Raw genomic sequence first — 23,469 nt, 5'->3', positions numbered from 1 at the left:
GAAAGCTTGAAATTATAGTCTTTCTGTTTGCTTTTTAAAACGGTTATAATATTTGTCTTTTTAAAACAATGGTTTTGTATGTATCTGAATCCTTATCCTTTATTGGAACAGGCTTTGCTGTCGGACAATCTGGATGAAAAGGGAAAGTTGACGCAGGCCTTGTTTGCGCAGTTGGGCGAGGCGGAAGGTTTGACGGCTGAAGAGTCGAAACCTGTGGATTGCCGTTTTGCCGGACATCCGTCCCGTCCGCGTTTGGTTGCGCCTTCGGAGGTCACGCCGCGCAAGATGAATACGGTCGAAGGCTATGCGGCCATGTTGCATGCGATTGCGCACATTGAATTTAATGCGATTAATCTGGCTTTGGATGCGGCGTATCGTTTCCGCAATATGCCGTTTCAGTTTGTGCGCGATTGGGTAAGGGTGGCGAAAGAAGAAGTGTTTCACTTCGGCTTGATGCGTGGCCGTCTGAACAGCTTGGGCTACGATTACGGCGATTTTGAAGCGCACGGGCATTTGTGGGACATGGCGTATAAAACCGCTTACGATCCCTTGTTGCGCATGGCTTTGGTGCCGCGGGTGTTGGAAGCGCGCGGTTTGGATGTCACGCCGGGTATTCGTGCAAAAGTGGCACAGCGTAGCGATGTGGAAACCTGCGATGTGTTGGATATTATTTATCGCGATGAAGTGGGGCATGTCGCCATCGGCAATCATTGGTATCAGCATCTTTGCCGTGAGCGCGGTTTAGAACCGGTTGCCCTGTTCCGCAGCCTGATTGCGCGTTACGATATGTTTATCTTCCGCGGCTACGTCAATATCGAAGCACGGGAACGTGCAGGATTCAGCCGTTTCGAGCTGGATATGTTGGAAGATTTTGAGAAAAGTTTGAAACAGGATAAAAAGGCCGTCTGAAACGGTAAAACCATCATGGCACATCATCACGATCATTCGCACGCGCATACGCATACCGCCAATAAGCAAGTATTGCGCATTTCATTTTTCGTCATTGCCGGATTTATGCTGGTTGAAGCGGTCGGCGGCTGGCTGACCAACTCTTTGGCCCTGCTTTCCGATGCGGGGCATATGTTCAGCGATGCGTTTTCGTTGGGCGTGGCATTGTGGGCATTCAAACTTGGCGAGAAACAGACCACGCTGCAAAAGACATTCGGTTACAAGCGTTTTGAAATTTTGACGGCGATGTTTAACGGATTGTCGTTGGTGTTGATTGCGGCGATGATTTTTTATGAAGCAGTCAAACGATTGTTCTATCCGCCGGAAATTTTGACGGGCGGCATGTTGGTGGTCAGTATCATCGGTTTGCTGGTCAACATCGGTGTCGCCGTTTATATGTTGAAAAATGGCGATACCGAAGAAAACGTTAATATGCGCGGTGCGTATCTGCATGTAATCAGCGATTTGTTCGGCTCGATAGGGGCGATTGTCGCAGCGGTACTGATGATGGCGTATGGCTGGCAATGGGCGGATACGGTTGCCAGCGTATTGGTGGCGGCGTTGGTAGGGCGCAGTGGCTGGATGTTGTTTAAACAGACTTTGCACATTTTGATGGAAGGTGCGCCGGAAAACATCCATACCGATGAGTTGCTCAGCGTTATCCGCAATATGGAAGGCGTAAAATCCGTTCACGACTTGCATGTTTGGACGATTACCAGCAATATCCACGTTTTGTCCTGCCATATTGTTGTAGATGGCAGCATGACGGTTGCAGAGTCCGAACAAATCGCCTACCGTATCGAACATGAATTGGCACATCACAACATCGGGCATTGTACGATTCAGATTGAAAGCGAACAGCATCCGCATAAAGATGAAGTTTTGTGTTCGCAGGAAATGCACGAACATCATCACCATTAACCATATTCAGGCCGTCTGAAACTTGTTGGATTGTTCAGACGGCCTTCTAAAATCATCAAAGGAACACTTATGACCCAAGCCGTATTATTCGACCTTGACGGCACGCTTGCCGATACCGCACTTGATTTGGGTGGCGCGCTCAACACGGTATTGCGCCGACACGGTTTGCCTGAAAAAAGCATGGATGAAATCCGTCCGCAGGCCAGCCACGGTGCGAGTGGTTTGCTTAAACTCGGTGCAGGCATTACGCCCGAGCATCCGGACTATATGCAATGGCGCAAAGAATTTTTGGACGAATACAGCCGCTGCTATGCTGACCAAACCATCTTGTTCGACGGCGTAAACGAAATGCTGGAAGCCTTAGTTCGACGCGGTATCCAATGGGGCATTATCACCAACAAGCCTATGCGTTTTACTGATATCCTCGTTCCTAAGCTCGGGTTTACCGTGCATCCTGCCGTGATTGTCAGCGGCGATACTTGCGATGAACCCAAGCCCAGCGTGAAGCCTATGTTTTATGCGTGTGAACAGATTGGTGTTGAGGCGCAGCGATGCTTTTATGTCGGCGATGCCGAGCGCGATATGCAGGCAGGCAAAAATGCAGACATGACAACCGTGCTTGCCGATTGGGGCTATATTTCTACCGAAGACCAAACCGAAAACTGGTTCGCCGATTTCCGTATTGCCACACCTTTGGATTTGTTGGCAATCTTGCGTTAAAACCCTGTAATAATCCGTTTTCAGACGGCCTGAAACGGCGTAAAATTACACAAATTTGTATTTTTTCAACCGTTTTACTACTTGTAAAGAGAAAAATCATGTTCTTCAAGCATATCGAAGCAGCTCCTGCTGATCCGATTTTAGGTTTGGGCGAAGCGTTTAAAGCCGAAACCCGTCCCGAAAAAGTCAATCTCGGTATCGGCGTGTACAAAGACGCATCCGGCGCAACGCCTATTGTCAAAGCCGTCAAAGAGGCTGAAAAACGCCTGTTGGAAAGCGAGACAACTAAAAATTACCTGACCATCGACGGCGTTGCCGATTACAACGAGCAAACCCAAATCCTGTTATTTGGTAAAGACCACGAAATCATTGCCAGCCGTCGCGCCAAAACAGCGCAAAGCCTTGGCGGTACAGGTGCATTGCGCATTGCGGCCGAATTTGTCAAACGCCAGTTGAACGCGCAAACCATCTGGATTTCCAATCCGACTTGGCCTAACCACAACGCCATCGCCAAAGCGGTCGGTATCCAAGACAAACCGTATCGTTACTATGATGCCGCCAAACACGGTTTGGATTGGGATGGCATGATTGAAGACTTGAGCCAAGCGCAAAAAGGCGACATCGTCCTGCTGCACGGCTGCTGCCACAACCCTACCGGCATCGACCCTACGCCCGAACAATGGGAAACTTTGGCAAAACTTTCTGCCGAAAAAGGCTGGTTGCCACTGTTTGACTTTGCCTACCAAGGCTTCGGCAATGGCTTGGAAGAAGATGCCTACGGCTTGCGCGTGTTCTTGAAACACAATACAGAATTGCTGATTGCCAGTTCTTATTCCAAAAACTTCGGTATGTACAACGAGCGCGTCGGCGCGTTCACTTTGGTGGCCGAAGATGAAGAAACTGCAGCCCGCGCCCACAGCCAAGTCAAAACCATCATCCGTACCTTGTATTCCAACCCAGCTTCACACGGTGCGAACACCATTGCGCTGGTGTTGAAAAATGATGATTTGAAAGCACAATGGATTGCCGAACTTGATGAAATGCGCGGCCGCATCAAAGCCATGCGCCAAAAATTTGTTGAGTTGCTCAAGGCCAAAGGTGCAACCCAAGACTTTGATTTCATTATCGAACAAAACGGTATGTTCTCTTTCAGCGGCTTGACTCCCGAACAAGTTGACCGTTTGAAAAACGAGTTTGCCATTTATGCCGTCCGTTCCGGCCGCATTAATGTTGCAGGCATTACCGATGACAATATCGACTACCTGTGCGAAAGTATTGTGAAAGTCTTGTAATTGTCGAATTAAAGGCAAAGGCCGTCTGAATCATTCAGACGGCCTTTATTTTTGACTGTGGAAACTTATCCGGCAACTATGTTCATTCCCCAATAAATCATGGCATAGCGCAGCAGTTTGCCTGCAATCAGAATGATGGCGCAATGCAAAGCATTAAGCCTGAGCCAGCCTGTGGCAAGGGGGAGGGCATCGCCGATAATCGGCAACCATGCAAATAATAGCGGCCAAATTCCCCATCTTTGTATACGCGCCAATACTTTTTCAGACGGCCTTTTCTTGGCAGGAAACATTCTGCCCATGTAATACGAAACCATACTGCCCAAGCCATTCGCCAAACCGGCACACAAACATGCGCCGAGGGCATGTTGCGGATATTGGTACACAAATGCGGCGTATGCCGCCTCGGATGTACCCGGAAGTAGTGTGGCTGAAGTGAAGGCAGAAGCAATCAGGGCAAGGTAAGCGTAAAGAGGTGGCATGTTTTGAGTTACATCAAGTGATATTGTAAAAAAGAAATAATAGGCTTAGTAAGAGGATTATGCCTTTATTTTTTAATCTAATAAAAGATAAATCCAATATTATTGAAATTTTTAAAATTAAACGTCTGAAGGATAATGTAGTCGGCTGTTAGAAAATAGTTTTCAAAGTGACGGATTATCAGTATGATACGGGCGGCTGTTAATGGGTGTTAAGTTTAATGAACTGATTTAAGCTCATTTTTCCAGCAAATCTTAACAAAACGAAAGGCAAATCATGTCTGCGCATTCACAACAAAATCATACTCCTGCGCTGGTTGTCCTAACCACACTCTTTTTCATGATGGGTTTCATTACCTGCATGAATGATATTTTGATTCCGCATTTGAAAGATATTTTCGACCTAACTTATGTTCAGGCGATGCTGATTCAATTCTGTTTCTTTACCGCTTATGCGATTATGTCGATCCCGATGGGCTATTTGGTCGGCAAAATCGGCTATAAAAACGGCGTGATTAGCGGCTTCGTATTGACTGCCATCGGCTGTCTACTCTTTTATCCTGCTGCTGGCAGTCATTCTTATGCAACTTTTTTGGGTGCATTGTTTATTTTGGCTTCAGGTGTAACACTGTTGCAAGTGGCGGGTAACCCTTATGTGACTTTGCTGTCCAAACCGGGTAAAGAATCTGCAACACTGACTTTGGTTCAGGCATTTAACTCTTTGGGTACGACCATTGCTCCGCAAATCGGCGCATTCCTGATTTTGGCTGATGCGACACAAACTGTCAGCAAAGCCGAGCAAATTTCTTCTGTTCAAATTCCATATTTAGGTTTGGCCGGTCTGCTGATTATTTTGGCTGTATTCGTCAAAATGATTCGTCTGCCTGACGCAAACAAAATTGCTGAAGAAGAGAGCGAACACAACCATGATGGCAAACACAGCGTATGGCAATACCGTCATTTGGTTTTTGGTGCGGCCGGTATTTTCTGTTATGTCGGTGCGGAAGTATCCATCGGTTCTTTATTGGTCAGCGTGTTGGGCTATCTGAAAGGTTTGGACCACGCATCTGCCGCGAAATATTTGTCGTTCTACTGGGGCGGCGCGATGGTCGGCCGTTTCTTAGGCTCTGCCATCATGGCGAAAATTGCGCCTAACCGCTATTTGGCATTTAACGCTACTGCTGCTGTTGCCTTGTTGGGCGTTGCTATGTTGGCAGGTAAAGCCAGTGCGGATATTGCGATGTGGGCATTGTTGGCTATCGGCTTCTTCAACTCCATCATGTTCCCAACCATTTTCTCTTTGGCAACCAAAGGTCTGGGTCGATTTACCAGCAGCGCTTCCGGCGTATTGTGTACTGCGATTGTCGGCGGTGCGGTTGTGCCTGTGGTACAAGGTTGGGCTGCAGATACTACGGCCTGATGATTTCTTTCGTTGTATCGGCGATTTGTTATGTATACATCGTCTTCTTTGCTATAAAAGGCTATAAAGCTGACGAATAATCCATCATGATAAAAGGCCGTCTGAAACCTTATGGGATTTCAGACGGCCTTTTTACTTTGTGGCATAATGATTTAAATGACAGGAGGAAAAAATGGCCAAAATCATTTTGCTGCATGGCTTGCATATGCATTCGTGGGTCATGAGACCGCTGGCGTATTTGCTGGAACAAGAAGGTTTTGAAGTTGCTCTGTTCGATTATTACAGTGTTTTGCATTCGATGAACCGACATGTTGAAGATTTAGCGCGATGGATTGATGAGAACCATGCTGATGAAACGCTGCACTTTGTCGGCCATAGTTTGGGCGGGTTGGTCTTACGCAATTTTGCAGCGGCATATCCGGATAAAGTCAGCGGCCGTATCGTTACCATGGGTACGCCGCATCAAGGCAGCCGTGCCGCGCAACGTGTGTTCAATATGGGTTTGCAAAAGCCGGTATTGGGCGGCTCGTATAAAGGCGCATTGGACGGCGGTATGCCTGAATTGCCAGAATGCGTTGAGTTGGGCAGTATTGCCGGCAATAAACCGTATGGGCTGGGCCGTGTTTTAGGTTTGCATGGCGAACATGATGGTACGGTTTTGGTCAGCGAAACGCATTGTCCGAATATGCGCGATCATGTCGTTTTACCTGTCAGCCATAGCGGTATGCTGTTCAACCGTAAAACGGTCGAACAAGTAGTGGCATTTTTACATGATGGACGTTTTAAAAAGCAATAAAATTTCATTTATTTTAATTAAAAAATATTTTATTTTAAATAATTCGTTTATTTTAAAGAAAATGGCAAGGATTTGTGAGCGTTGTTTTCGTAAAATAATCAACAGGCCGTCTGAAACCGGTTTTTCAGACGGCCTGTTATGCTAAAATCTGTTAAATACTTATTAAAAAGGCAAAGAACAATGTTTGCTTTCAAATCCTTACTTAATATGCCGCGCTTTGAGGCCATCGCTGTGGCCTTGGCTTTGGTGGCGGCAATGGGTTATACGATTATTTCGCTTGAATGGCTGCCGCATATGTCGATTGTGACGGCGATCGTGGTCTTGCTTTTGTACGGTTTGATGCGTGGCTTGAAATATCAAGACATGCAAAACGGTATGATCGGCGCGGTCGGGCAGGGCATGGGCGCGATTTATCTGTTTTTCTTTATCGGCCTGATGGTCAGCGCGCTGATGATGAGTGGTGCGATTCCGACGCTGATGTATTACGGTTTCGGATTGATTTCGCCGACTTATTTTTATTTCTCGGCGTTTGCGCTTTGCTCGATCATCGGTATTTCCATCGGCAGTAGTTTGACGACTTGTGCGACTGTCGGCGTGGCATTTATGGGTATGGCTGCTGCGTTTCATGCCGATATGGCGATGACGGCAGGTGCGATTGTGTCGGGTGCGTTCTTTGGCGATAAAATGTCGCCACTTTCCGATACGACCGGTATTTCCGCTTCGATTGTCGGCATTGATTTGTTCGAACACATCAAAAATATGATGTACACCACTGTGCCTGCGTGGTTGATCAGTGCGGCATTGATGTTGTGGCTCTTGCCCAATGTTGCCGCGCATGACATGAATAGCGTCGAGGCTTTCCGCGCGCAATTGGAAGCAACCGGTTTGGTGCATGCCTACTCGCTGATTCCGTTTGCTTTATTGGTTGTCCTCGCCCTGATGCGCGTCAATGCCATTGTGGCCATGTTGTTTACCGTTGTGGTGGCGCTGATTGTGACTTACTTCCACAGTACGCCTGATTTGAAACAGCTGGGCGCGTGGTTTTACAGCGGATACAAACTCGAAGGCGAAGCATTTAAAGACATTGCCCGTTTGATTTCTCGCGGCGGCTTGGAAAGCATGTTCTTTACGCAAACTATTGTGATACTCGGCATGAGCTTGGGCGGCCTGTTGTTTAGCATCGGTGTGATTCCGTCTTTGTTGGAGGCCATTCGTGCGTTCCTGACCAATGCCGGACGCGCTACTTTCAGCGTGGCCATGACATCGGTTGGTGTTAACTTCCTGATTGGCGAGCAATATTTGAGTATTCTGCTTTCCGGCGAAACCTTTAAGCCGGTTTATGACAAGCTTGGTCTGCATTCGCGCAACCTTGCCCGTACGCTTGAAGATGCGGGTACTGTCATCAACCCGTTGGTGCCTTGGAGCGTCTGCGGCGTATTTATCAGCCATGCCTTGGGTGTGCCCGTTTGGGAATATCTGCCTTACGCCTTCTTCTGCTACTTGAGCTTGGCTCTGACGCTGGTGTTTGGCTGGACAGGACTGACTTTGAGTAAGAAGTAAACAGCATTTAAAATAGCAATGCTTTTATAAAACAAGGCCGTCTGAAAACAACTTCAGACGGCCTTGTTTACTTAAAGTAGCCGTATCAACATGATTTCACTATAATTGCTGCGCCAATAAAAAAATAATCCAAACAATGAACAAACAAATCCGCCAAGAAATTTTCGAGCGTTTCCGCGCTGCCAATCCGCATCCGACTACCGAGTTGAATTTCAGCTCGCCGTTTGAGCTGCTTATTGCTGTTTTATTGTCTGCACAAGCGACTGATGTCGGTGTGAACAAAGCGACTGCCAAGCTCTTTCCCGTTGCCAATACACCGCAAGCCATATTGGATTTGGGGCTGGACGGCGTGATGGAATACACCAAAACCATAGGCCTCTACAAAACCAAATCCAAACACATCATGCAGACTTGCCGTATTTTGCTGGAAAAATACAATGGCGAAGTGCCTGCCGACCGCGAGGCTTTGGAATCTTTGCCCGGTGTTGGCCGGAAAACCGCCAATGTGGTGTTGAATACTGCATTCGGGCAACCTGTTATGGCGGTCGATACCCATATTTTCCGTGTGGCCAACCGCACCAAAATCGCGCCGGGCAAGGATGTGCGTGAGGTTGAAGACAAGCTGATGCGCTTTATTCCCAAAGAATTTTTGATGGATGCCCATCATTGGTTGATTTTGCACGGCCGCTATACATGTAAGGCTTTGAAACCGCAATGCAGCAAATGTTTGATTAACGATTTGTGCGAATATCCGGCAAAAATGTAAATAAAAAAACATAAAAAAGGCCGTCTGAATTTCAGACGGCCTTTGATTTGGCTACGATTAGTCGGCAACTGCCATCAGGCTGGCGTTACCACCGGCAGCGGTAGTATTGATACTGCAAGAGATTTCTTCAAATACTTGCAGGATATCCAGACCTTGTTCAGAAGGCAGGATGCGGATGAGCGCACCGTCGCGGCCGGCCAACTCTTGTTTGCGCTCGCTGCTCAAAGGCTCGATAGCGGCAACATGGCTGATGCCTGCGTTTTCGGGTTTGCTGTTGACTTGCAACAAACCGTCCAAATCGGCTGAGTAGGAAGCCAGTGGGCTGTTTGGCTCAACAACGGTTTGGATGCCTGCGGCTGCCAGCTCGGTCAGGGCAGAGAAGGCTTGCAGCAGATTGCCGCCATGTACCCAAACACGTTCTGGAGAGCGCCAGCTCAATGAGTTGCGTTCGCCGGTCGGGCCGACCAATACGGTTTCGGCTTTGCGCAGGGTACGGACGCGTGCGTGACCCAAAGCTGCGGCTGCGGCTTTTTTCTCTTCTGCGTTAAACGGCAGTTTGTGAACCAGGGTTTCCAAACGTTTGAGCGCGTCTTCGTCTGCTTGGCCGATTCGGCTGAGGGTTGGGGCAACCCATTCAGGAGTACGAACCAGGCGTTGCAGATAGAATGAACCGCCTGCTTTTGGACCGGTACCGGACAAGCCGTGACCGCCGAAAGGTTGTACGCCGACAACAGCACCAACGATGTTGCGGTTAACGTAGATGTTACCAGCTTCGATGCGGTCGCGGATATGGTCAACAGTGCCTTCGATACGGCTGTGTACACCGCTGGTCAGAGCATAGCCTTTGGCGTTGATTTGGTCGATGAGTTGATCCAATTCGCTGGCGCGGTAGCGGACAACGTGCAGTACAGGACCGAACACTTCGCGTTGCAACTCGTTCAGGTTATTCAATTCAAACAGGATTGGACGAACGAAGGTAGAGTTGTTGTCATCAACGTCGGCGGCAGTTTTGATTTCGTGGTAAGCCTTTGCTACGCCTTTCATTTTGTTGATGTGGGCCAACAGGTTTTGTTGGGCTTCAGCATCGATGACAGGGCCAATGTCTGTGGTCAGTTGGGTCGGTTTGCCGACAACCAATTCGTCCATTGCACCTTTGATGATGTTGACCATTTTATCGGCAACATCTTCTTGAACACACAAGATACGCAGGGCGGAACAACGTTGGCCCGCGCTGTCGAAGGCAGAATTCAATACGTCGAGGCAGACTTGTTCCGGCAGGGCGGTAGAGTCCACGATCATCGCGTTTTGACCACCGGTCTCGGCAATCAGGACAGGGCTGTCGTCGCGTTTGGACAGGGCTTTGTTGATCAGGCGCGCTACTTCGGTAGAACCGGTAAAGATCACGCCGCCGATGCGGGCATCGCCGGTCAGGGCAGAGCCGACATCGCCTGCGCCGAGTACGAGTTGCAGTGCAGAAGTCGGAATACCGGCTTGATGCATCAGGGAAACGGCGTAAGTAGCAATCAGGCTGGTTTGTTCGGCAGGTTTGGCGATAACGGTGTTACCGGCTGCCAATGCAGAAACCACTTCGCCGGTAAAGATGGCCAATGGGAAGTTCCATGGGCTGATGGCAACGATTGCGCCGACAGCTTTGGCATCTTTAGGCAGGGTGTTCTCAGCTTCGTTGGCATAGTAGCGGCAGAAGTCAACGGCTTCGCGTACTTCGGCAACGGCGTTGTTCAAGGTTTTACCGGCTTCACGGACGGCCAGCATCATCAATGCAGGCGTGTGTTGTTCCAACAAATCGGCAAAACGGCGCAGGCAGTCGGCGCGTTCTGAAGCAGGTTTGGCGCTCCACTCCGGCAGGGCGGCAACGGCTGCACCAATAGCTTCTTGAGCCAATGCCGCATCGGCAAAGCTGACAGTGCCGACAACATCGTTGTGGTCTGCAGGATTGCGGACAGGTTGAGCTTCGCCTACATTACGCGCTTCGCCATTGACGATGGAAGCAGCGTGGAAGTCTTCGGAAGAAGCTTGGTTGAGTTTTTCTTGCAGGTTTTGCAATACGTTTTCGTTGCTGAAATCGACGCCTTGGGAGTTCAGACGGCCTTTGCCATACAAATCGCGCGGCAAAGGCAATGCCGGATGCAGGTGGATGCCTTGTTCGGCGATGGTGTCGAACGGGCTCTTAATCAGGCGGTCGATGCTGATGTTTTCGTCAACGATTTGGTTCACGAAAGAAGAGTTCGCACCGTTTTCCAACAGACGGCGTACCAAGTAGGCAAGCAGGGTTTCGTGTGTGCCGACCGGGGCATACACGCGTACGCGGCGACCTAAGTTTTGCGGGCCGACCACTTGGTCGTACAGGGTCTCGCCCATGCCGTGCAGACATTGGTGTTCGAAGTCTTTGCCTTTACCCATCTGGTAGATTGCGCCCAAAGTGTAGGCGTTGTGGGTGGCAAATTGTGGGAACACGGCATCTTGCGCATCCAAGAGTTTGCGTGCGCAGGCAAGGTAGGAGATGTCGGTGTGGACTTTACGGGTGTAAGTCGGGTAGCCGTCCATGCCGTCTACTTGGGCCCATTTCACTTCGCTGTCCCAGTATGCGCCTTTAACCAAACGGATCATCAGTTTTTGGTTGTTGCGGCGGGCCAGGTCGATCAGGTAGTCGATAACGAACGGGCAACGTTTTTGGTAGGCTTGAACAACGAAACCGATACCTTTGTAGCCGGCCAAGTCAGGGTCGGAAACCAAAGCCTCCATCAAGTCCAAAGACAATTCGAGACGGTTGGCTTCTTCGGCGTCGATGTTGATACCGATATCGTATTTTTTACCCAAAAGGAACAATTCTTTCAGGCGAGGCAGCAGTTCGCTCATAACGCGTTCGTGTTGGGCGCGTGAGTAGCGAGGGTGGATGGCGGAAAGTTTAACGGAGATACCGTTGCCTTCATAAACGCCTTGGCCTGCGGCATCTTTACCGATGGCGTGAATGGCTTGAACGTAGTCGTTGTAGTAGCGGTTGGCATCTTCTTCGGTGTATGCGGCTTCACCCAACATATCGAAAGAGAAGCGGTAACCCATTTTCTCGCGCTCTTTACCGTTTTGCAGCGCTTCTTCAATGGTTTGGCCGGTTACGAACTGTTTGCCCAACAGGCGCATTGCGTAGTTTACACCTTGACGGATCAGAGGCGCGCCACCTTTGCTGATCATGCGGCTCAGTGCGGAACCCATGTTTTTTTCAGAAGTGTTGGTGGTCAGTTTGCCAGTAATCAACAGACCCCATGCAGCCGCGTTAACGAAGAGGGAAGGGCTGTTGTTCAAGTGGCTTTTCCAGTTGCCTTCGGAGATTTTGTCGGCAATCAGGCGGTCACGGGTGGCATTGTCCGGAATACGCAGCAGAGCCTCGGCCAGACACATCAGTGCAACACCTTCTTCACTGGAGAGAGAGAACTCGTGCATCAAAGCATCTACACCGCTTGCTTTGGTGCGGCTGGAGCGGACTTGGGTAACCAAACGACGGGCAAGCTCAGAGGCGGCATTGCGCTCTTCGTCGGTCATCTGTGCACGTTGCAACATATCCTGAACGGCCTCGATTTCATCGCGGCGGTAGGCATCAGTTACAGCTTGACGCAGAGGAGTTTGTGTTGGAAAAGCGAAGTTAAACATTATTTATGTTCTCCAAAGGTTTTTTCATGGTTTCAGACGGCCTGAATTAAGACTGCCAAAACAAGCATTCTGAAGGATAGTAATATCGTAATAAAATTATGATGCGGATACAAGATGCATCCGCATAAATTGCTGTTTTTTCTGATAAGGCTCAGATTATTTTGAAACAGTTTATTTCGTAAAGACGGCCTGCACAGAATCATGCAGGCCGTCTGAAAACGTCTTATTTAGAGGCGCGGTATTCTGCGTCTGCTTTTTCAAAGCGTTCTTGCAATTCGCGTGAAGGTTTTTTGTCGATCAGGGACACCAAAACAATCACGAGTGTGCAAATGATAAAGCCAGGAACGATTTCATAGACAGTAGCGAAACCTGTTTCTTGTGCGGCCAAAGCAGGTTTTTTGATCCACTCGGCCCAAACTACTACAGTCAGTGCACCTGCAATCATGCCGGAGAGTGCGCCGTAGGCAGTAATGCGTTTCCACAGTACAGACAGGATAACAACCGGACCGAATGCGGCACCAAAACCTGCCCATGCGTAAGCCACCAAGCCCAATACTTTGCTGTTAGGATCAGAAGCAATCAGGATGGAAATCACGGCAATCGCCAAAACCATCAGACGGCCAATCCATACCAACTCGGCTTGTTGTGCTTTTTTACGCAGGAAGCCTTTGTAGAAGTCTTCGGTAATCGCACTGGAGCAAACCAACAATTGGCAAGACAGGGTGGACATTACGGCGGCGAGAATCGCGCTCAAGATGATACCGGCAATCCAAGGGTTGAAGAGCAGGGTAGCCAAAGCGATGAAGATACGTTCGTGGTTGCCGTTCATTTCATCAACGTGGGCAGGGTTGGCACCGAAGTAAGCGATACCGAAGTAGCCGACAGCCACGGCACCGGCCATACACAGAATCATCCAAGTCATACCGATGCGGCGTGCAGAAACCAGGGATTTAGCGCTTTCGGCAGCCATGAAGCGGGCCAAGATGTGTGGTTGGCCGAAATAGCCCAAGCCCCAAGCGGCGGTAGAGATAATGCCGATGAAAGTAGTACCGGCAAACAGGCTGCCGTATTCTTTACCGGTAGAAGCGGCAACTTGTTGGATGGCAGCATTCATTTGATCAGCACCGCCCAAACCCAAGTACACCATGACAGGAGTCAGTACCAATGCAAAAATCATCAAAGAAGCTTGCAGGGTATCGGTCCAGCTTACTGCCAAGAAACCGCCCAAGAAAGTGTAGGCGATGGTCGCGCCGGCACCCAGCCACATGGCTTGAGTGTAAGACATACCGTGGAACAGGCTTTGGAACAGGGTAGCACCGGCTACGATGCCTGAAGCACAGTAAATAGTGAAGAAGAACAAGATAATCAGTGCAGAAACCACTTTCATCAAGTGACCGCCAGCACCGAAGCGGTGGAAGAAGTAATCAGGAAGCGTCAGTGCGTTGTTGGCGTATTCGGTATGCACGCGCAAACGGCCTGCAACCAAGAGCCAGTTGAGGTATGCACCCACAATCAGACCAATGGCAATCCAAGCTTCATTCAAACCGCTCAGATAAATGGCACCTGGCAAGCCCATCAAAAGCCAGCCTGACATATCGGAAGCACCGGCAGACATCGCGGTCACGAACGGACCTAAGCTGCGGCCGCCGAGAATGTAGTCGTCGAAGTTTCGTGTTGAAAAATAGGCGGCGAGGCCGATCAGTAATACGGCGACCAAATAGATCGCGAAAGTGATATACATGGGATTCATGTACTTATTCCTCATCTAACTTTTAAAACGGGTTTGAAATTGCAAGCAATTCATACCCAAACTTTTTTCTAATAAAAATACAGCTTAAAAATCCTGTTTTTTGCGAGAGAGACAGGATAAATTATTTTCAAATACAATAAAATACGAAATCTTAATGCATTAAATTGTAAATAATTTAAACCAGCATACCGCAAAAAGTCGTTTTTGCAAAGCGAAGAACTCAGCCTTTATTCGAAATTGATGTCGCCTTTTGGCTAAGTCATTTAAAAACATAAAAATATATAAATTTTTACCGATGATGACGAAGGAAAGTGTGTGAAACTATCTTTCCTGATGTTTTTTGGGGATTAAAGAGAAAAAGTAATTAAACGACTTGGACTTTCAGACGGCCCTGTGCAGAAACCCCGTATCTGTGTCGGGCAGATACGGGGTTTTTAGAAAAAAGACTACATCAAATAGAAAAATCGTCTTTTAATAAGTGTTTGTAAGCAAAGAGATAAGAGGCTGCGACAAAGGATGATCCGCCCAGGACGTTGCCTAAGAAAACGGGAATCATGTTGTAGAAAAATTGACCCCAGCTGACGTTTGCGCCCGCCCAAATGCCGGCCGGAATGATGAACATATTGGCAACAAAGTGTTGAAAGCCGATTAATACGAAAATCATAACAGGGAACCACATGGCTAAGATTCGTCCTGAAGTATGGCGTGCGCCGAAGTAAAACCAGATGCCCATACACACCATCCAGTTACATGCGATGGCAGAAACGAATGCGCGGCCGAAGTCCATATTGACTTTAGCTTCGGCAATGGCAATGGTTTTCGCTGCAGCCGGCCCTTCGGCAAGGCCGACATAGTGGCCGAGGAAATAGGCCATGGCAACGGCGCCTGCCAGATTGCCCAAGCTGACAATGAGCCAGTTGCGTACCAGTTTGTGGGTGCTGACGCGGCCGGTCAATCTGCCCAAAGCCATAATCATCATATTGCCTGTTGCCAACTCGCCGCCGCCGATTAAGATACAAATCAGTGCGATAGGGAACACGGATGCGCCCAAAAGGGCGGCCAGGCCGTTCCATTCGGCTGGAATGCCGCTGATGACGCGCAGGCAGGCAAGATAGCCGAAGCCGACATAACCGCCGCCCAAGAAACTCAAAATCACCAACATCTTGATGCTGAATTCAGATTTGGCGCAACTTTTGCCGATGGCGTCCTGCAAAATTTCATGAGGGAACAGGTCTCGTGTGTCCATGAAGTTTCCTTAAGGTTAATATAAGAATAAAAATATCTTTCTTTATCATGCAGATGGCGAGTTTGCCTGAGAATATGGCGGACAGGAAATAACGGCTGATTGTAAGGATAGAAGCGTAGGTTATATATTGGCAGCCGATGTGTGAAAGGCCGTCTGAAAGCAATACTTTCAGACGGCCTTTAGATGGGGGAATGGGAATTATAAGCGCGTTACGCTTAAAACGCCTTTGATGTCGCCCAAGCTGGCTAATACGCGCGGCAGGTCGTTGACTTGGCGGACTTCAAGGGTAAAGCGCATACTGGCTTCCAAATCGCGCGATTGAGTTTGCACCGCGGTAACGTTGAGTTTATGACGCGCCAGCGCATCCGAAACGTCGCGCAGCAAACCGGAGCGGTCTTGAGCGCGGATTTCGACATCGACGGCAAATACTTGTCCTTCTTGCAAGGCTGCCCAGCTTGCATTCAACACTTTTTCCGGAGCCTGCTCGGCAAGGTGGCGGAAAGAAGGGCAGGTATTGCGGTGGACGGAAATACCGCGGTCGCGGGTAACAAAGCCCACAATATCGTCAGGAGGTGCCGGTTTGCAGCATTTGGCAAGCGTGGTCATCAGGCCGTCTTCGCCGTCAATCAAAATGCCGTTTTTGCCGCCTTTTTTGATTTTGGACTGCTTAACGATATTGGTTTCATCAATCGGCACAGGAGGCGGCTCATTCAGTGCGCCGCAGGCTTTGTGGATGGCGCGGTTGGAAACTTCGCCCTGACCGATGGCCGTATAGAGTTCGTCAGTTTTTTTGAAGCCGAGTTTTTCCGCCAATGCTTGCAGATTAGGTTTGGGGAAGATTTTTGACAACTGTTTGTCCAACTGGGCGCGGCCTTCTTCGCGCACGGTATCCGCATTTTGCTGGCGGATGTAGGCACGGATTTTGCTGATGGCGCGGTTGGATTTGACCCAGCCTTCGTAGAGCCAGTTGACGGAAGGATTTCCCTCTTTGGCGGTAATGATTTCAACGCGTTGACCATTTTCCAACGGCGTAGACAGCGGCACGATTTGTCCTTCGACTTTTGCGCCGCGGCAACGGTCGCCCACGCTGCTGTGCAGGGCATAGGCAAAGTCGATGGGGGTGGCGCCCGTAGGCAGGGAGAGGACTTTGCCGTGCGGAGTCAAAACGTAAATCGTATCGTTGAAGAGTTCGGTTTTAAAGGCGGCGGCAAGGTCTTCTTTGCCGCTTTCGGCCATGTTTTCGCGCCAGTCTAGGAGTTGGCGCAACCAAGCGATTTTCTGTTCATAGGCGGAATCACCCTTGCCGCCTTCTTTATAACGCCAGTGGGCGGCGACACCAAATTCGTTGAATTGGTGCATATCGAAGGTGCGGATTTGGACTTCCACGCCTTTGTCTTCCGGGCCGACGATGACGGTGTGCAAACTTTTATAGCCGTTGCCTTTCGGGTTGGCGATATAGTCGTCAAACTCGCCCGGAATAGGCTGCCAGAGGCTGTGGACAATACCCAAGGTGGTGTAACACTCAGGAATGGTGTCCACCAAAATCCGTACGGCGCGGATGTCGAACAAGCCGTCGAAAGTGAGCTTTTTCTTCACCATTTTTTTGTAAATGGAGTAGATATGCTTCGGTCTTCCGGCAACTTCAAAATGAATATTGTATTTTTTCAGTTCCGTACGCAGGATATTGAGGAAGTTTTCGATGTATTCGAGGCGCTCGGTGCGCTTTTCGTCCAAAAGCAGGGCGATTTCGCGGTATTTTTCCGGCTCTTGATGGCGGAAGCCCAAATCTTCGAGCTGCCATTTGAGTTGCCACACGCCCAAGCGGTTGGCGAGCGGGGCAAAAATGTCGAGGGTTTCTTTGGCAACGGCGCGCTTTTCAGGATTGTCGGGAACGTTGCTTAAGAATTGGAGGGTGCGCGTACGCATGGCCAGTTTGATCAGGACGACGCGGATATCGGTAACCATCGCCAACAGCATTTTGCGCATGGTTTCGGCTTGTTGGGCGCGTTCTTCCGGCGTGGCAAGGCTGTCCACGCGGGCGAATTGGGTCAGTTTCTGCACTTCGTCCACACCTTTGACCAGCTCGCAAACGGTGCTGTTGCAGCGTTCGGTAACCAATTCTTGCCAAGTGGGAACGTATTTGCCGATGTCGGACAAAATCGTAGCTGCCACGGCATCGGGCAATAAGTCGAGTTCACTGACGATTTGCATCGAGCCGAGAAAATGTTCCATTAAAGGCTCGCCGTAAGTCGTTAGTGCATCGGCGGGGTAATGTTCTTTAGCTAAGTCAAAGGCCGTCTGAATCAGGTTTTTATCGGAATCGGGCAGCGCGGCAACATAGCCGTCGAACCAAGCGAGGAGGCCTTCCAGCGTTGCACTCGATGTTTGGGGCGTTTGGCGAATAGTGGTCATGGCGTGCGTTTTTTCTTTTTGATAAAAACGTTGCCATTGTAACAGTTTATTGTCGACAGCCCTAGATTTGTATGCGAATGCCGCACTATGTTTCAGGAAGCCTTGTTTCAGACGGCCTTGGGTGTTATGGTTAACCGTTTTGAAATTTTAAGGAGCATTTCGATGAAACTATATATTTACGACCATTGCCCGTTTTGCGTCCGTGCGCGGATGATTTTCGGCTTGCGCGATGTGGCGGTGGAAGAGGTTGTCTTGGCGAATGATGACGAAGCTACGCCGATTGGCATGATTGGCTCAAAACAAGTGCCGATTTTGCAAAAAGAAGATGGTTCGTTTATGGGTGAGAGTTTGGATATTGTCCGTTACATCGATCAAGGCCGTCTGAAAGAAAAAGTTCGTTCAGAAGTACAGGCTTGGTTGGATAAAGTGGGCGAATACAATAACAAATTGGTACAGCCGCGCATGGTTAAAATCGGCCTGCCTGAATTTGAGACCGATGAAGCGAAAAAATACTTTATCGACAAAAAAGAGAAAAGTATCGGCAATTTCGAGACTAATCTGAACAAAACGGCGCAGTATCTGGAGCGTCTGCATCAAGACTTGGCAGAGCTGGAAGCGCTGGTGTGCGAAGGCGAGGGCTTGGGCGGTGAAATCAGTTTGGAAGATATCCTGACTTTCCCTATTTTGCGCAACCTGACTGTTGTGCGCGGTATTCAATGGCCGCAAAAATTGATGGATTATTTGTTGGCGATGAGCGAGCGATCCGGCGTGGCTTTGTATTTTGACCGCGCATTGTGATGAATGTTTGAAACATGAAAAAGGCCGTCTGAAAATTTTCAGATGGCCTTTTGGTTTAATAGGCAATCGTATCGGCAACCTGTGACAAACCGTTTTCCAACGATTCGAGCATGGCGGTATAGCCGTCGCCTTGTTGCAGCGTGATGGCGTTAAACGGTTTGCTGCGTCCGTCCGGCCATTGTGCATAACCGCTGATGGTGGTCTGCCCCTGATAGCTGCCTTGGAAGGCTTCGATATAGACTTTCAGGGTTTGGCTGCTTTGGCTGCGTGAAGCAGGCACAAAGGTGCGATGCGGATTGAGGCGGTTGAGCTTGTTGCTGAGGTTTGCTGCCAACGCGCCATCGAGAGGTGCCGCCCAAAGGTGATTTTTCGCCAGATTTACATGATAGGCATCGGTTTGGTAAACGAGGCCGCCGTTGGCAAGTGGTTCGGCAAGGTTGACTTTGACCGCAATTTCATTGCCATGCGCAGCCGGACGGATGTACTGGCTGTCAGGTAGGACGAAATATTGTGTGCTTTGCGCAGTGCCGCAGGCGGCAAGCGTCAGGGTGGCGGCAATCGGGAAGAGGCGCATTATCGGCTTCCTTTCGGGATAGGGTCTTTGCTGCTGCTGTTAAAAATCAGCGCGTTGGGTTTTTCTTTCAAAGTATTAATCACGGGTTGAACGTCTTTTAAGGTTTTGTCCAAACTTTGCAGCGTATTTTGTACGTCGCCGTAGATAGGCGATTGAGGCGATACGCCTTGCAGGGTTTGACGCAATTCTTTCAGGGTTTGGTTCAGCTCGTTCGGAATGTTTTGTGTCTGCGGTTTGCCGACCAGTTTGTCGATAGAGCTTAGGGCGGCATTGGCAGATTTGAGTGTGGACTTGAGTTCGGCAAGCGAACCGTTCAAGCCGGCAACGGTTTTATCCAATGGCAGATTGTTGAATTTGTCTAGTAAATCAGCCACTTTTGCCTGCAAATCGTCCAAACCGCCGCCTTGGGTTGCGATAACGGTATCGCCTGCATAAACGGTATGCGGTCGCAGCTTAGGCGAGGCGGAAGGCTGATCGTTCAACTCAATCATTTTGCTTCCGGTCAACAGGTTGTTGCTGGAGATGGTGGCGGTCAGGCCTTTGTTTAGGGCCGTCTGAAATTGTTGTTTCCAATGTTCTTTGCTTTGCTCGTCGGCATTGATTTCCAAACGGGAAGGCTCGATGCGGATGCGTACGGGAATCCAACCGTTTTCAAACAAATGCAGGCTGTCGTTGCGGTCGAAATAAGGGACATCGGAAACCACGCCGACATTCAGGCCTTTGTATTCGACAGGCGAACCGGCAGTCAGGCCGCGTACGGATTGTTTGAAGAATGCAGTGTAATACAGCGAGCGGTCGTCAGGCAGATTGGCCACTTCGCTGCGGCTGTCATAAAGCGTGAAGCTGTCTTCGCTCTTGACGTTTTTGCTGTCGCTTGTTTTAGGAGAGTCAAAGGAAATCGCGCCGGACAGCAGGGCAGGCAGAGGGGCAGAATTGAGTTTGACGCCGCTGCCTGTGGTTTCGATATTAATGCCGCTTTCCAGCCAAAAACGGCTGGCGGAATTAATCAGTTTGTCGTTGGGGCTTTGGATGAAAATGGTGTAATGCACACTTTGGTCGGACGGGTCGAAATGCGCGCTTTCTACTTGACCGACCATAAAGTTTTCATACAAAACAGGGCTGCTGACGTTGAGGATGCGGTCGTTTTTGCCGATCAAATTCAGGCGCAGGCCGCTTTGACCGATGGCGGCAATCGGCGGAATGTCTTGGACGACAAATACATCTTTGGTTTCTTGGCTTTTGCCCGGTGTAAATGCAATATATGAGCCGGAAAGCAAGGTTCCCAAGCCGGTAACGCCGCTTTGGTCGATACGTGGTTTGACCACCCAAAATTGGGTATCGCTGCGGATAAGGTCTTTGGCGTCGGCACTGAGTTGGGCAGTAACTTCCACGCCTTTTTGGTCGTCGCGCAATTTGATGCGGGTAACGCGTCCGACATCGACGTTCAATACCTTAATAACGGTGTTGTTGACTTCGATGCCTTCAGCGCTGTCCATCAACAGCGTAACGACAGGGCCGCGGTTGCGGATGTCTTTAATCAAAAGCCAGCCGCCGGCAATCAGCGCAATCAGCGGAATCAGCCAAACGATAGATGTGAAGACATTGGTTTTCTTGACACGCGCCGGAGCGTGATAATTGGGTGAAGAATCGTGTTTTTTCATTGTGTTAAGGTCTGGTCAGAATCAAGGCCGTCTGAAAGCTGCTGTTGCTTGTCCCAAATCAGACGGGGATCGAAATAATAGGCCGAAAGCATGGTCAAAATAACGACCAGGCAGAAGTAAATCGCCGCGCCACCCGGCACGACGCGCGCCATATTGGTGTGGAACGAACTCATCAAAATAATAATCACAAAAATATCAATCATCGACCAGCGGCCGATGGATTCGGTAATCCGATACAAAACCGACATCTTGTCCGCGCTTATCACGGGTTTGAAGTATGCGGAATAAATCAAAACTGCCATCGCAATAATCTTCAATACCGGCACCATAATACTGGCGCTGAAAATAATTACCGCAATCAACCTGTCGCCGTCGTTCCACATATACACAATACCGTTGAAAATCGTATTGATCTCCAAAGCCGTCGGATTGGACGAAATCATAATCGGCAGGATGTTGGCGGGGAAATACAGGATAAACGCCGCCATTAAAAACGCCAGCGAAATGCTCAGGCTTTTCGGGCGGCGGCGGTATAAGTCTGCGCCGCATACGCCGCAAGGTTGCTCGTCTTTATTGCGGAAATACAGGCAACGGCTGCAACAAATTTTGTCTTCAGTGGCCGTCTGAACCGCATGGCCGCCGGTTAAACGGTGAATCTTATAATAAACCCAATGCTGCGGAATCGATACCGAAGTTCGAATCAGCATGACCGACAACGGAAACATCAGATAAAACGCTGAGCCGAATTCCACTGTAGCAACGGACGAGAGCTTGATATATGCCACCAAAGTGGAAATGAAAAACACATCCACCATAATCCAATGACGCAGCCGAACCAATACACGCGTCGCAAAGCGCAGCGCAGGGTAGGCCTTTTCGCGTATCAAAGCCGTATAAACATAAAGGCAGAGCAGTAAAAACAGTAAAGGCGCACCAAAGGTGAGGATAAACATCACTTCCGCCAGAAAACCGTAATCCAGCGAAATTAAAAGGCGCATCATTTGCGGCAGCGACAAAATCGATGTCACGCCGAACAAATCCACACGGATATACACCATATTGTACGCGAACGCCATCAGAATCAAGGTTGTCAGCGCATAGGCAATCGGCGCGATATACGGATTGTTTTCCACTTCCACAATTTCATGGTTGCACACCGGACAATGCGCTTCCTGTCCCTGACGCAGGCGCGGAATATCCATACGGCAGCCGCAATCCGGGCATTCCACCGTATGTGCAGGCAGCGTCGCATCAGGAAGATAAGACTTGTAGCGCCACCAGCGATGGTAGGCAGGAATCCGTTTCATGGTTCGGCAGGGGATAAAGAAGGTGCAAAGAGTGTCGCATTATAAAGGAAAACAGAAGGATAGCCCAAATTTAGGTCGATATTTGATTGAATGGCAGCTGCTTAATAAGGTTTGGGCCGTCTGAAAAGTTTGAAAAGGGTTTAGAAGGTTATTGCTATGAGCCGTTAAATTTTATTAATAGGTCTTAGTTTGGTTTATTGTCATTAGTATAAAAATAATATATATTCTCATTCATTAAAAACACGATGAGCCTTGTAGATCTGTGGAAGGTATGCGGTCAACGAATCTGAAGCAGGCTAAAAATTATCTTCTTTGTTTTTAAAACGATTCTTTTCAAATTAGACGGGTTTTTAACTATAAAGGCCGTCTGAAACCATCTGAAACTATTAGTCTCTTAATTCAAAGGAAACATCATGAGTGAAACCCAAGAGCTGACTTTCGCCAAACGCTTGAAAGAGCAAACCACGACAACGCACGACAGCGTTGATAACTTGGTTATGTCCGTTCAGCCTTTTTCCAGCAAAGAAAACTACATCAAATTCTTGAAACTTCAATCTGTTTTCCATAAGGCCGTCGATCATATCTATAAAGATGCCGAATTGAACAAAGCCATTCCAGAGCTTGAATACATGGCGCGTTACGATGCCGTGACTCAAGACTTGAAAGACTTGGGCGAAGAGCCTTACAAATTTGACAAAGAATTGCCACACGAAACCGGCAATAAAGCCATCGGCTGGCTGTATTGCGCCGAAGGTTCTAATTTGGGGGCGGCATTCTTGTTCAAACACGCTCAAAAACTCGAATACACCGGCGAATTTGGCGCACACCACCTGGCTCCTCATCCGAACGGCCGCGGCAAACACTGGCGCGCTTTTGTCGAGCATCTGAATGCTTTGAACTTGACTCCGGAAGCTGAGGCGGAAGCCATTCAAGGCGCACGCGAAGCTTTTGAATTCTATAAAGTGATTTTGCGTGAAACCTTCGGTCTGCCGGAAGGTGCGGAAGCGCCTGAAGGTATGACGCCGCACAGACTCTAAAAAATAATTAAATCAAACAGACAAGGTCTCGGCGTAGATGTTTGCAGGGACCTTTAATTACACAACAAAGTTTTGTTTGAACGGGTTGCTGTCTTATTAATCATTAATGATTATCAGAA

General features: G+C 49.0%; 17 protein-coding genes and 1 pseudogene. 10 read left to right on the top strand and 8 right to left on the bottom strand.

Features of this window, described 5'->3' with window-relative positions; all coding sequences use genetic code 11:
• Positions 1–78: 78 nt before the first annotated feature.
• The 4 genes from ACTHTY_RS09190 to ACTHTY_RS09175 all read left to right on the top strand — a co-directional run bounded on the left by ACTHTY_RS09190 (position 79) and on the right by ACTHTY_RS09175 (position 3,881).
• Entirely contained in the window at positions 79–909 is an 831-nt protein-coding gene (locus ACTHTY_RS09190) for a ferritin-like domain-containing protein (RefSeq protein ID WP_440367319.1), read from the top strand.
• Positions 910–924: 15 nt separating this feature from the next.
• Positions 925–1,869, top strand: a complete 945-nt coding sequence (locus ACTHTY_RS09185; protein WP_440367318.1) for a cation diffusion facilitator family transporter — start codon at positions 925–927, stop codon at positions 1,867–1,869.
• Between the two features lie 69 nt (positions 1,870–1,938).
• Entirely contained in the window at positions 1,939–2,589 is a 651-nt protein-coding gene (locus ACTHTY_RS09180) for an HAD family hydrolase (RefSeq protein WP_440367316.1), read from the top strand.
• Positions 2,590–2,687: 98 nt separating this feature from the next.
• On the top strand, positions 2,688–3,881 hold the full coding sequence (locus ACTHTY_RS09175) for an amino acid aminotransferase (protein WP_004520646.1): 1,194 nt from the start codon (positions 2,688–2,690) through the stop codon (positions 3,879–3,881).
• 65 nt (positions 3,882–3,946) lie between these two features.
• Here ACTHTY_RS09175 and ACTHTY_RS09170 read toward each other — a convergent pair whose 3' ends face one another.
• The gene (locus tag ACTHTY_RS09170; RefSeq protein WP_004520647.1) at positions 3,947–4,360 is read right to left on the bottom strand and encodes a YqaA family protein; all 414 of its coding nucleotides are present in this window, start codon (positions 4,358–4,360) and stop codon (positions 3,947–3,949) included.
• Positions 4,361–4,634: 274 nt separating this feature from the next.
• Between ACTHTY_RS09170 and ACTHTY_RS09165 the strand changes: the two are divergent.
• The 4 genes and pseudogenes from ACTHTY_RS09165 to nth all read left to right on the top strand — a co-directional run bounded on the left by ACTHTY_RS09165 (position 4,635) and on the right by nth (position 8,899).
• Positions 4,635–5,857: pseudogene (locus ACTHTY_RS09165) on the top strand (sugar MFS transporter).
• Between the two features lie 92 nt (positions 5,858–5,949).
• Positions 5,950–6,573, top strand: coding sequence for an alpha/beta fold hydrolase (locus tag ACTHTY_RS09160; protein WP_049336270.1), 624 nt, complete (start codon positions 5,950–5,952; stop codon positions 6,571–6,573).
• 180 nt (positions 6,574–6,753) lie between these two features.
• Positions 6,754–8,133, top strand: a complete 1,380-nt coding sequence (nhaC, locus tag ACTHTY_RS09155; protein ID WP_049344642.1) for a Na+/H+ antiporter NhaC — start codon at positions 6,754–6,756, stop codon at positions 8,131–8,133.
• A 136-nt stretch (positions 8,134–8,269) separates the two neighbouring features.
• Positions 8,270–8,899, top strand: a complete 630-nt coding sequence (gene nth / locus ACTHTY_RS09150; RefSeq protein WP_049336266.1) for an endonuclease III — start codon at positions 8,270–8,272, stop codon at positions 8,897–8,899.
• A 57-nt stretch (positions 8,900–8,956) separates the two neighbouring features.
• On the opposite strand, the gene putA is transcribed toward nth, so the two are convergent.
• The 4 genes from putA to ACTHTY_RS09130 all read right to left on the bottom strand — a co-directional run bounded on the left by putA (position 8,957) and on the right by ACTHTY_RS09130 (position 17,973).
• A complete protein-coding gene (gene putA, locus ACTHTY_RS09145) occupies positions 8,957–12,565 on the bottom strand; it encodes a bifunctional proline dehydrogenase/L-glutamate gamma-semialdehyde dehydrogenase PutA (protein WP_440367315.1) in 3,609 nt (1,202 codons plus the stop codon).
• Between the two features lie 223 nt (positions 12,566–12,788).
• Positions 12,789–14,315 carry a sodium/proline symporter PutP gene (putP, locus tag ACTHTY_RS09140; protein WP_107722960.1) on the bottom strand — a complete coding sequence of 509 codons (1,527 nt, stop codon included), beginning with the start codon at positions 14,313–14,315 and terminating at the stop codon, positions 12,789–12,791.
• Between the two features lie 451 nt (positions 14,316–14,766).
• On the bottom strand, positions 14,767–15,561 hold the full coding sequence (locus ACTHTY_RS09135; RefSeq protein WP_070825559.1) for a formate/nitrite transporter family protein: 795 nt from the start codon (positions 15,559–15,561) through the stop codon (positions 14,767–14,769).
• A gap of 198 nt (positions 15,562–15,759) precedes the next feature.
• The gene (locus ACTHTY_RS09130; RefSeq protein WP_440367314.1) at positions 15,760–17,973 is read right to left on the bottom strand and encodes a RelA/SpoT family protein; all 2,214 of its coding nucleotides are present in this window, start codon (positions 17,971–17,973) and stop codon (positions 15,760–15,762) included.
• Positions 17,974–18,060: 87 nt separating this feature from the next.
• Between ACTHTY_RS09130 and ACTHTY_RS09125 the strand changes: the two genes are divergently transcribed.
• On the top strand, positions 18,061–18,771 hold the full coding sequence (locus tag ACTHTY_RS09125) for a GrxB family glutaredoxin (protein ID WP_440367313.1): 711 nt from the start codon (positions 18,061–18,063) through the stop codon (positions 18,769–18,771).
• A gap of 55 nt (positions 18,772–18,826) precedes the next feature.
• Here the strand turns inward: ACTHTY_RS09125 and ACTHTY_RS09120 are convergent, their stop codons facing one another.
• Genes ACTHTY_RS09120 through ACTHTY_RS09110 form a run of 3 tightly spaced genes read right to left on the bottom strand, consistent with a single transcriptional unit; the run spans position 18,827 to position 22,313 of the window.
• Positions 18,827–19,345 (bottom strand): PqiC family protein, encoded by a 519-nt coding sequence (locus tag ACTHTY_RS09120; protein ID WP_440367311.1) that lies wholly within the window; start codon positions 19,343–19,345, stop codon positions 18,827–18,829.
• Entirely contained in the window at positions 19,345–21,006 is a 1,662-nt protein-coding gene (pqiB, locus tag ACTHTY_RS09115; RefSeq protein ID WP_150538053.1) for an intermembrane transport protein PqiB, read from the bottom strand. Before pqiB ends, ACTHTY_RS09120 begins: the two co-directional genes overlap by 1 nt.
• A complete protein-coding gene (locus ACTHTY_RS09110; protein WP_440367309.1) occupies positions 21,003–22,313 on the bottom strand; it encodes a PqiA/YebS family transporter subunit in 1,311 nt (436 codons plus the stop codon). The genes pqiB and ACTHTY_RS09110 overlap by 4 nt, the downstream gene beginning before the upstream one ends.
• A gap of 413 nt (positions 22,314–22,726) precedes the next feature.
• Between ACTHTY_RS09110 and ACTHTY_RS09105 the strand changes: the two genes are divergently transcribed.
• A complete protein-coding gene (locus tag ACTHTY_RS09105; RefSeq protein ID WP_440367307.1) occupies positions 22,727–23,350 on the top strand; it encodes a biliverdin-producing heme oxygenase in 624 nt (207 codons plus the stop codon).
• Positions 23,351–23,469 lie beyond the last annotated feature (119 nt).

Source organism: Neisseria sp. P0019.S002, assembly GCF_051957155.1.
Classification (GTDB): Bacteria; Pseudomonadota; Gammaproteobacteria; order Burkholderiales; family Neisseriaceae; genus Neisseria; species Neisseria perflava.
Note: the sequence above shows the minus strand (reverse complement) of the source record. Positions and strands in the feature narration are given on the sequence as shown.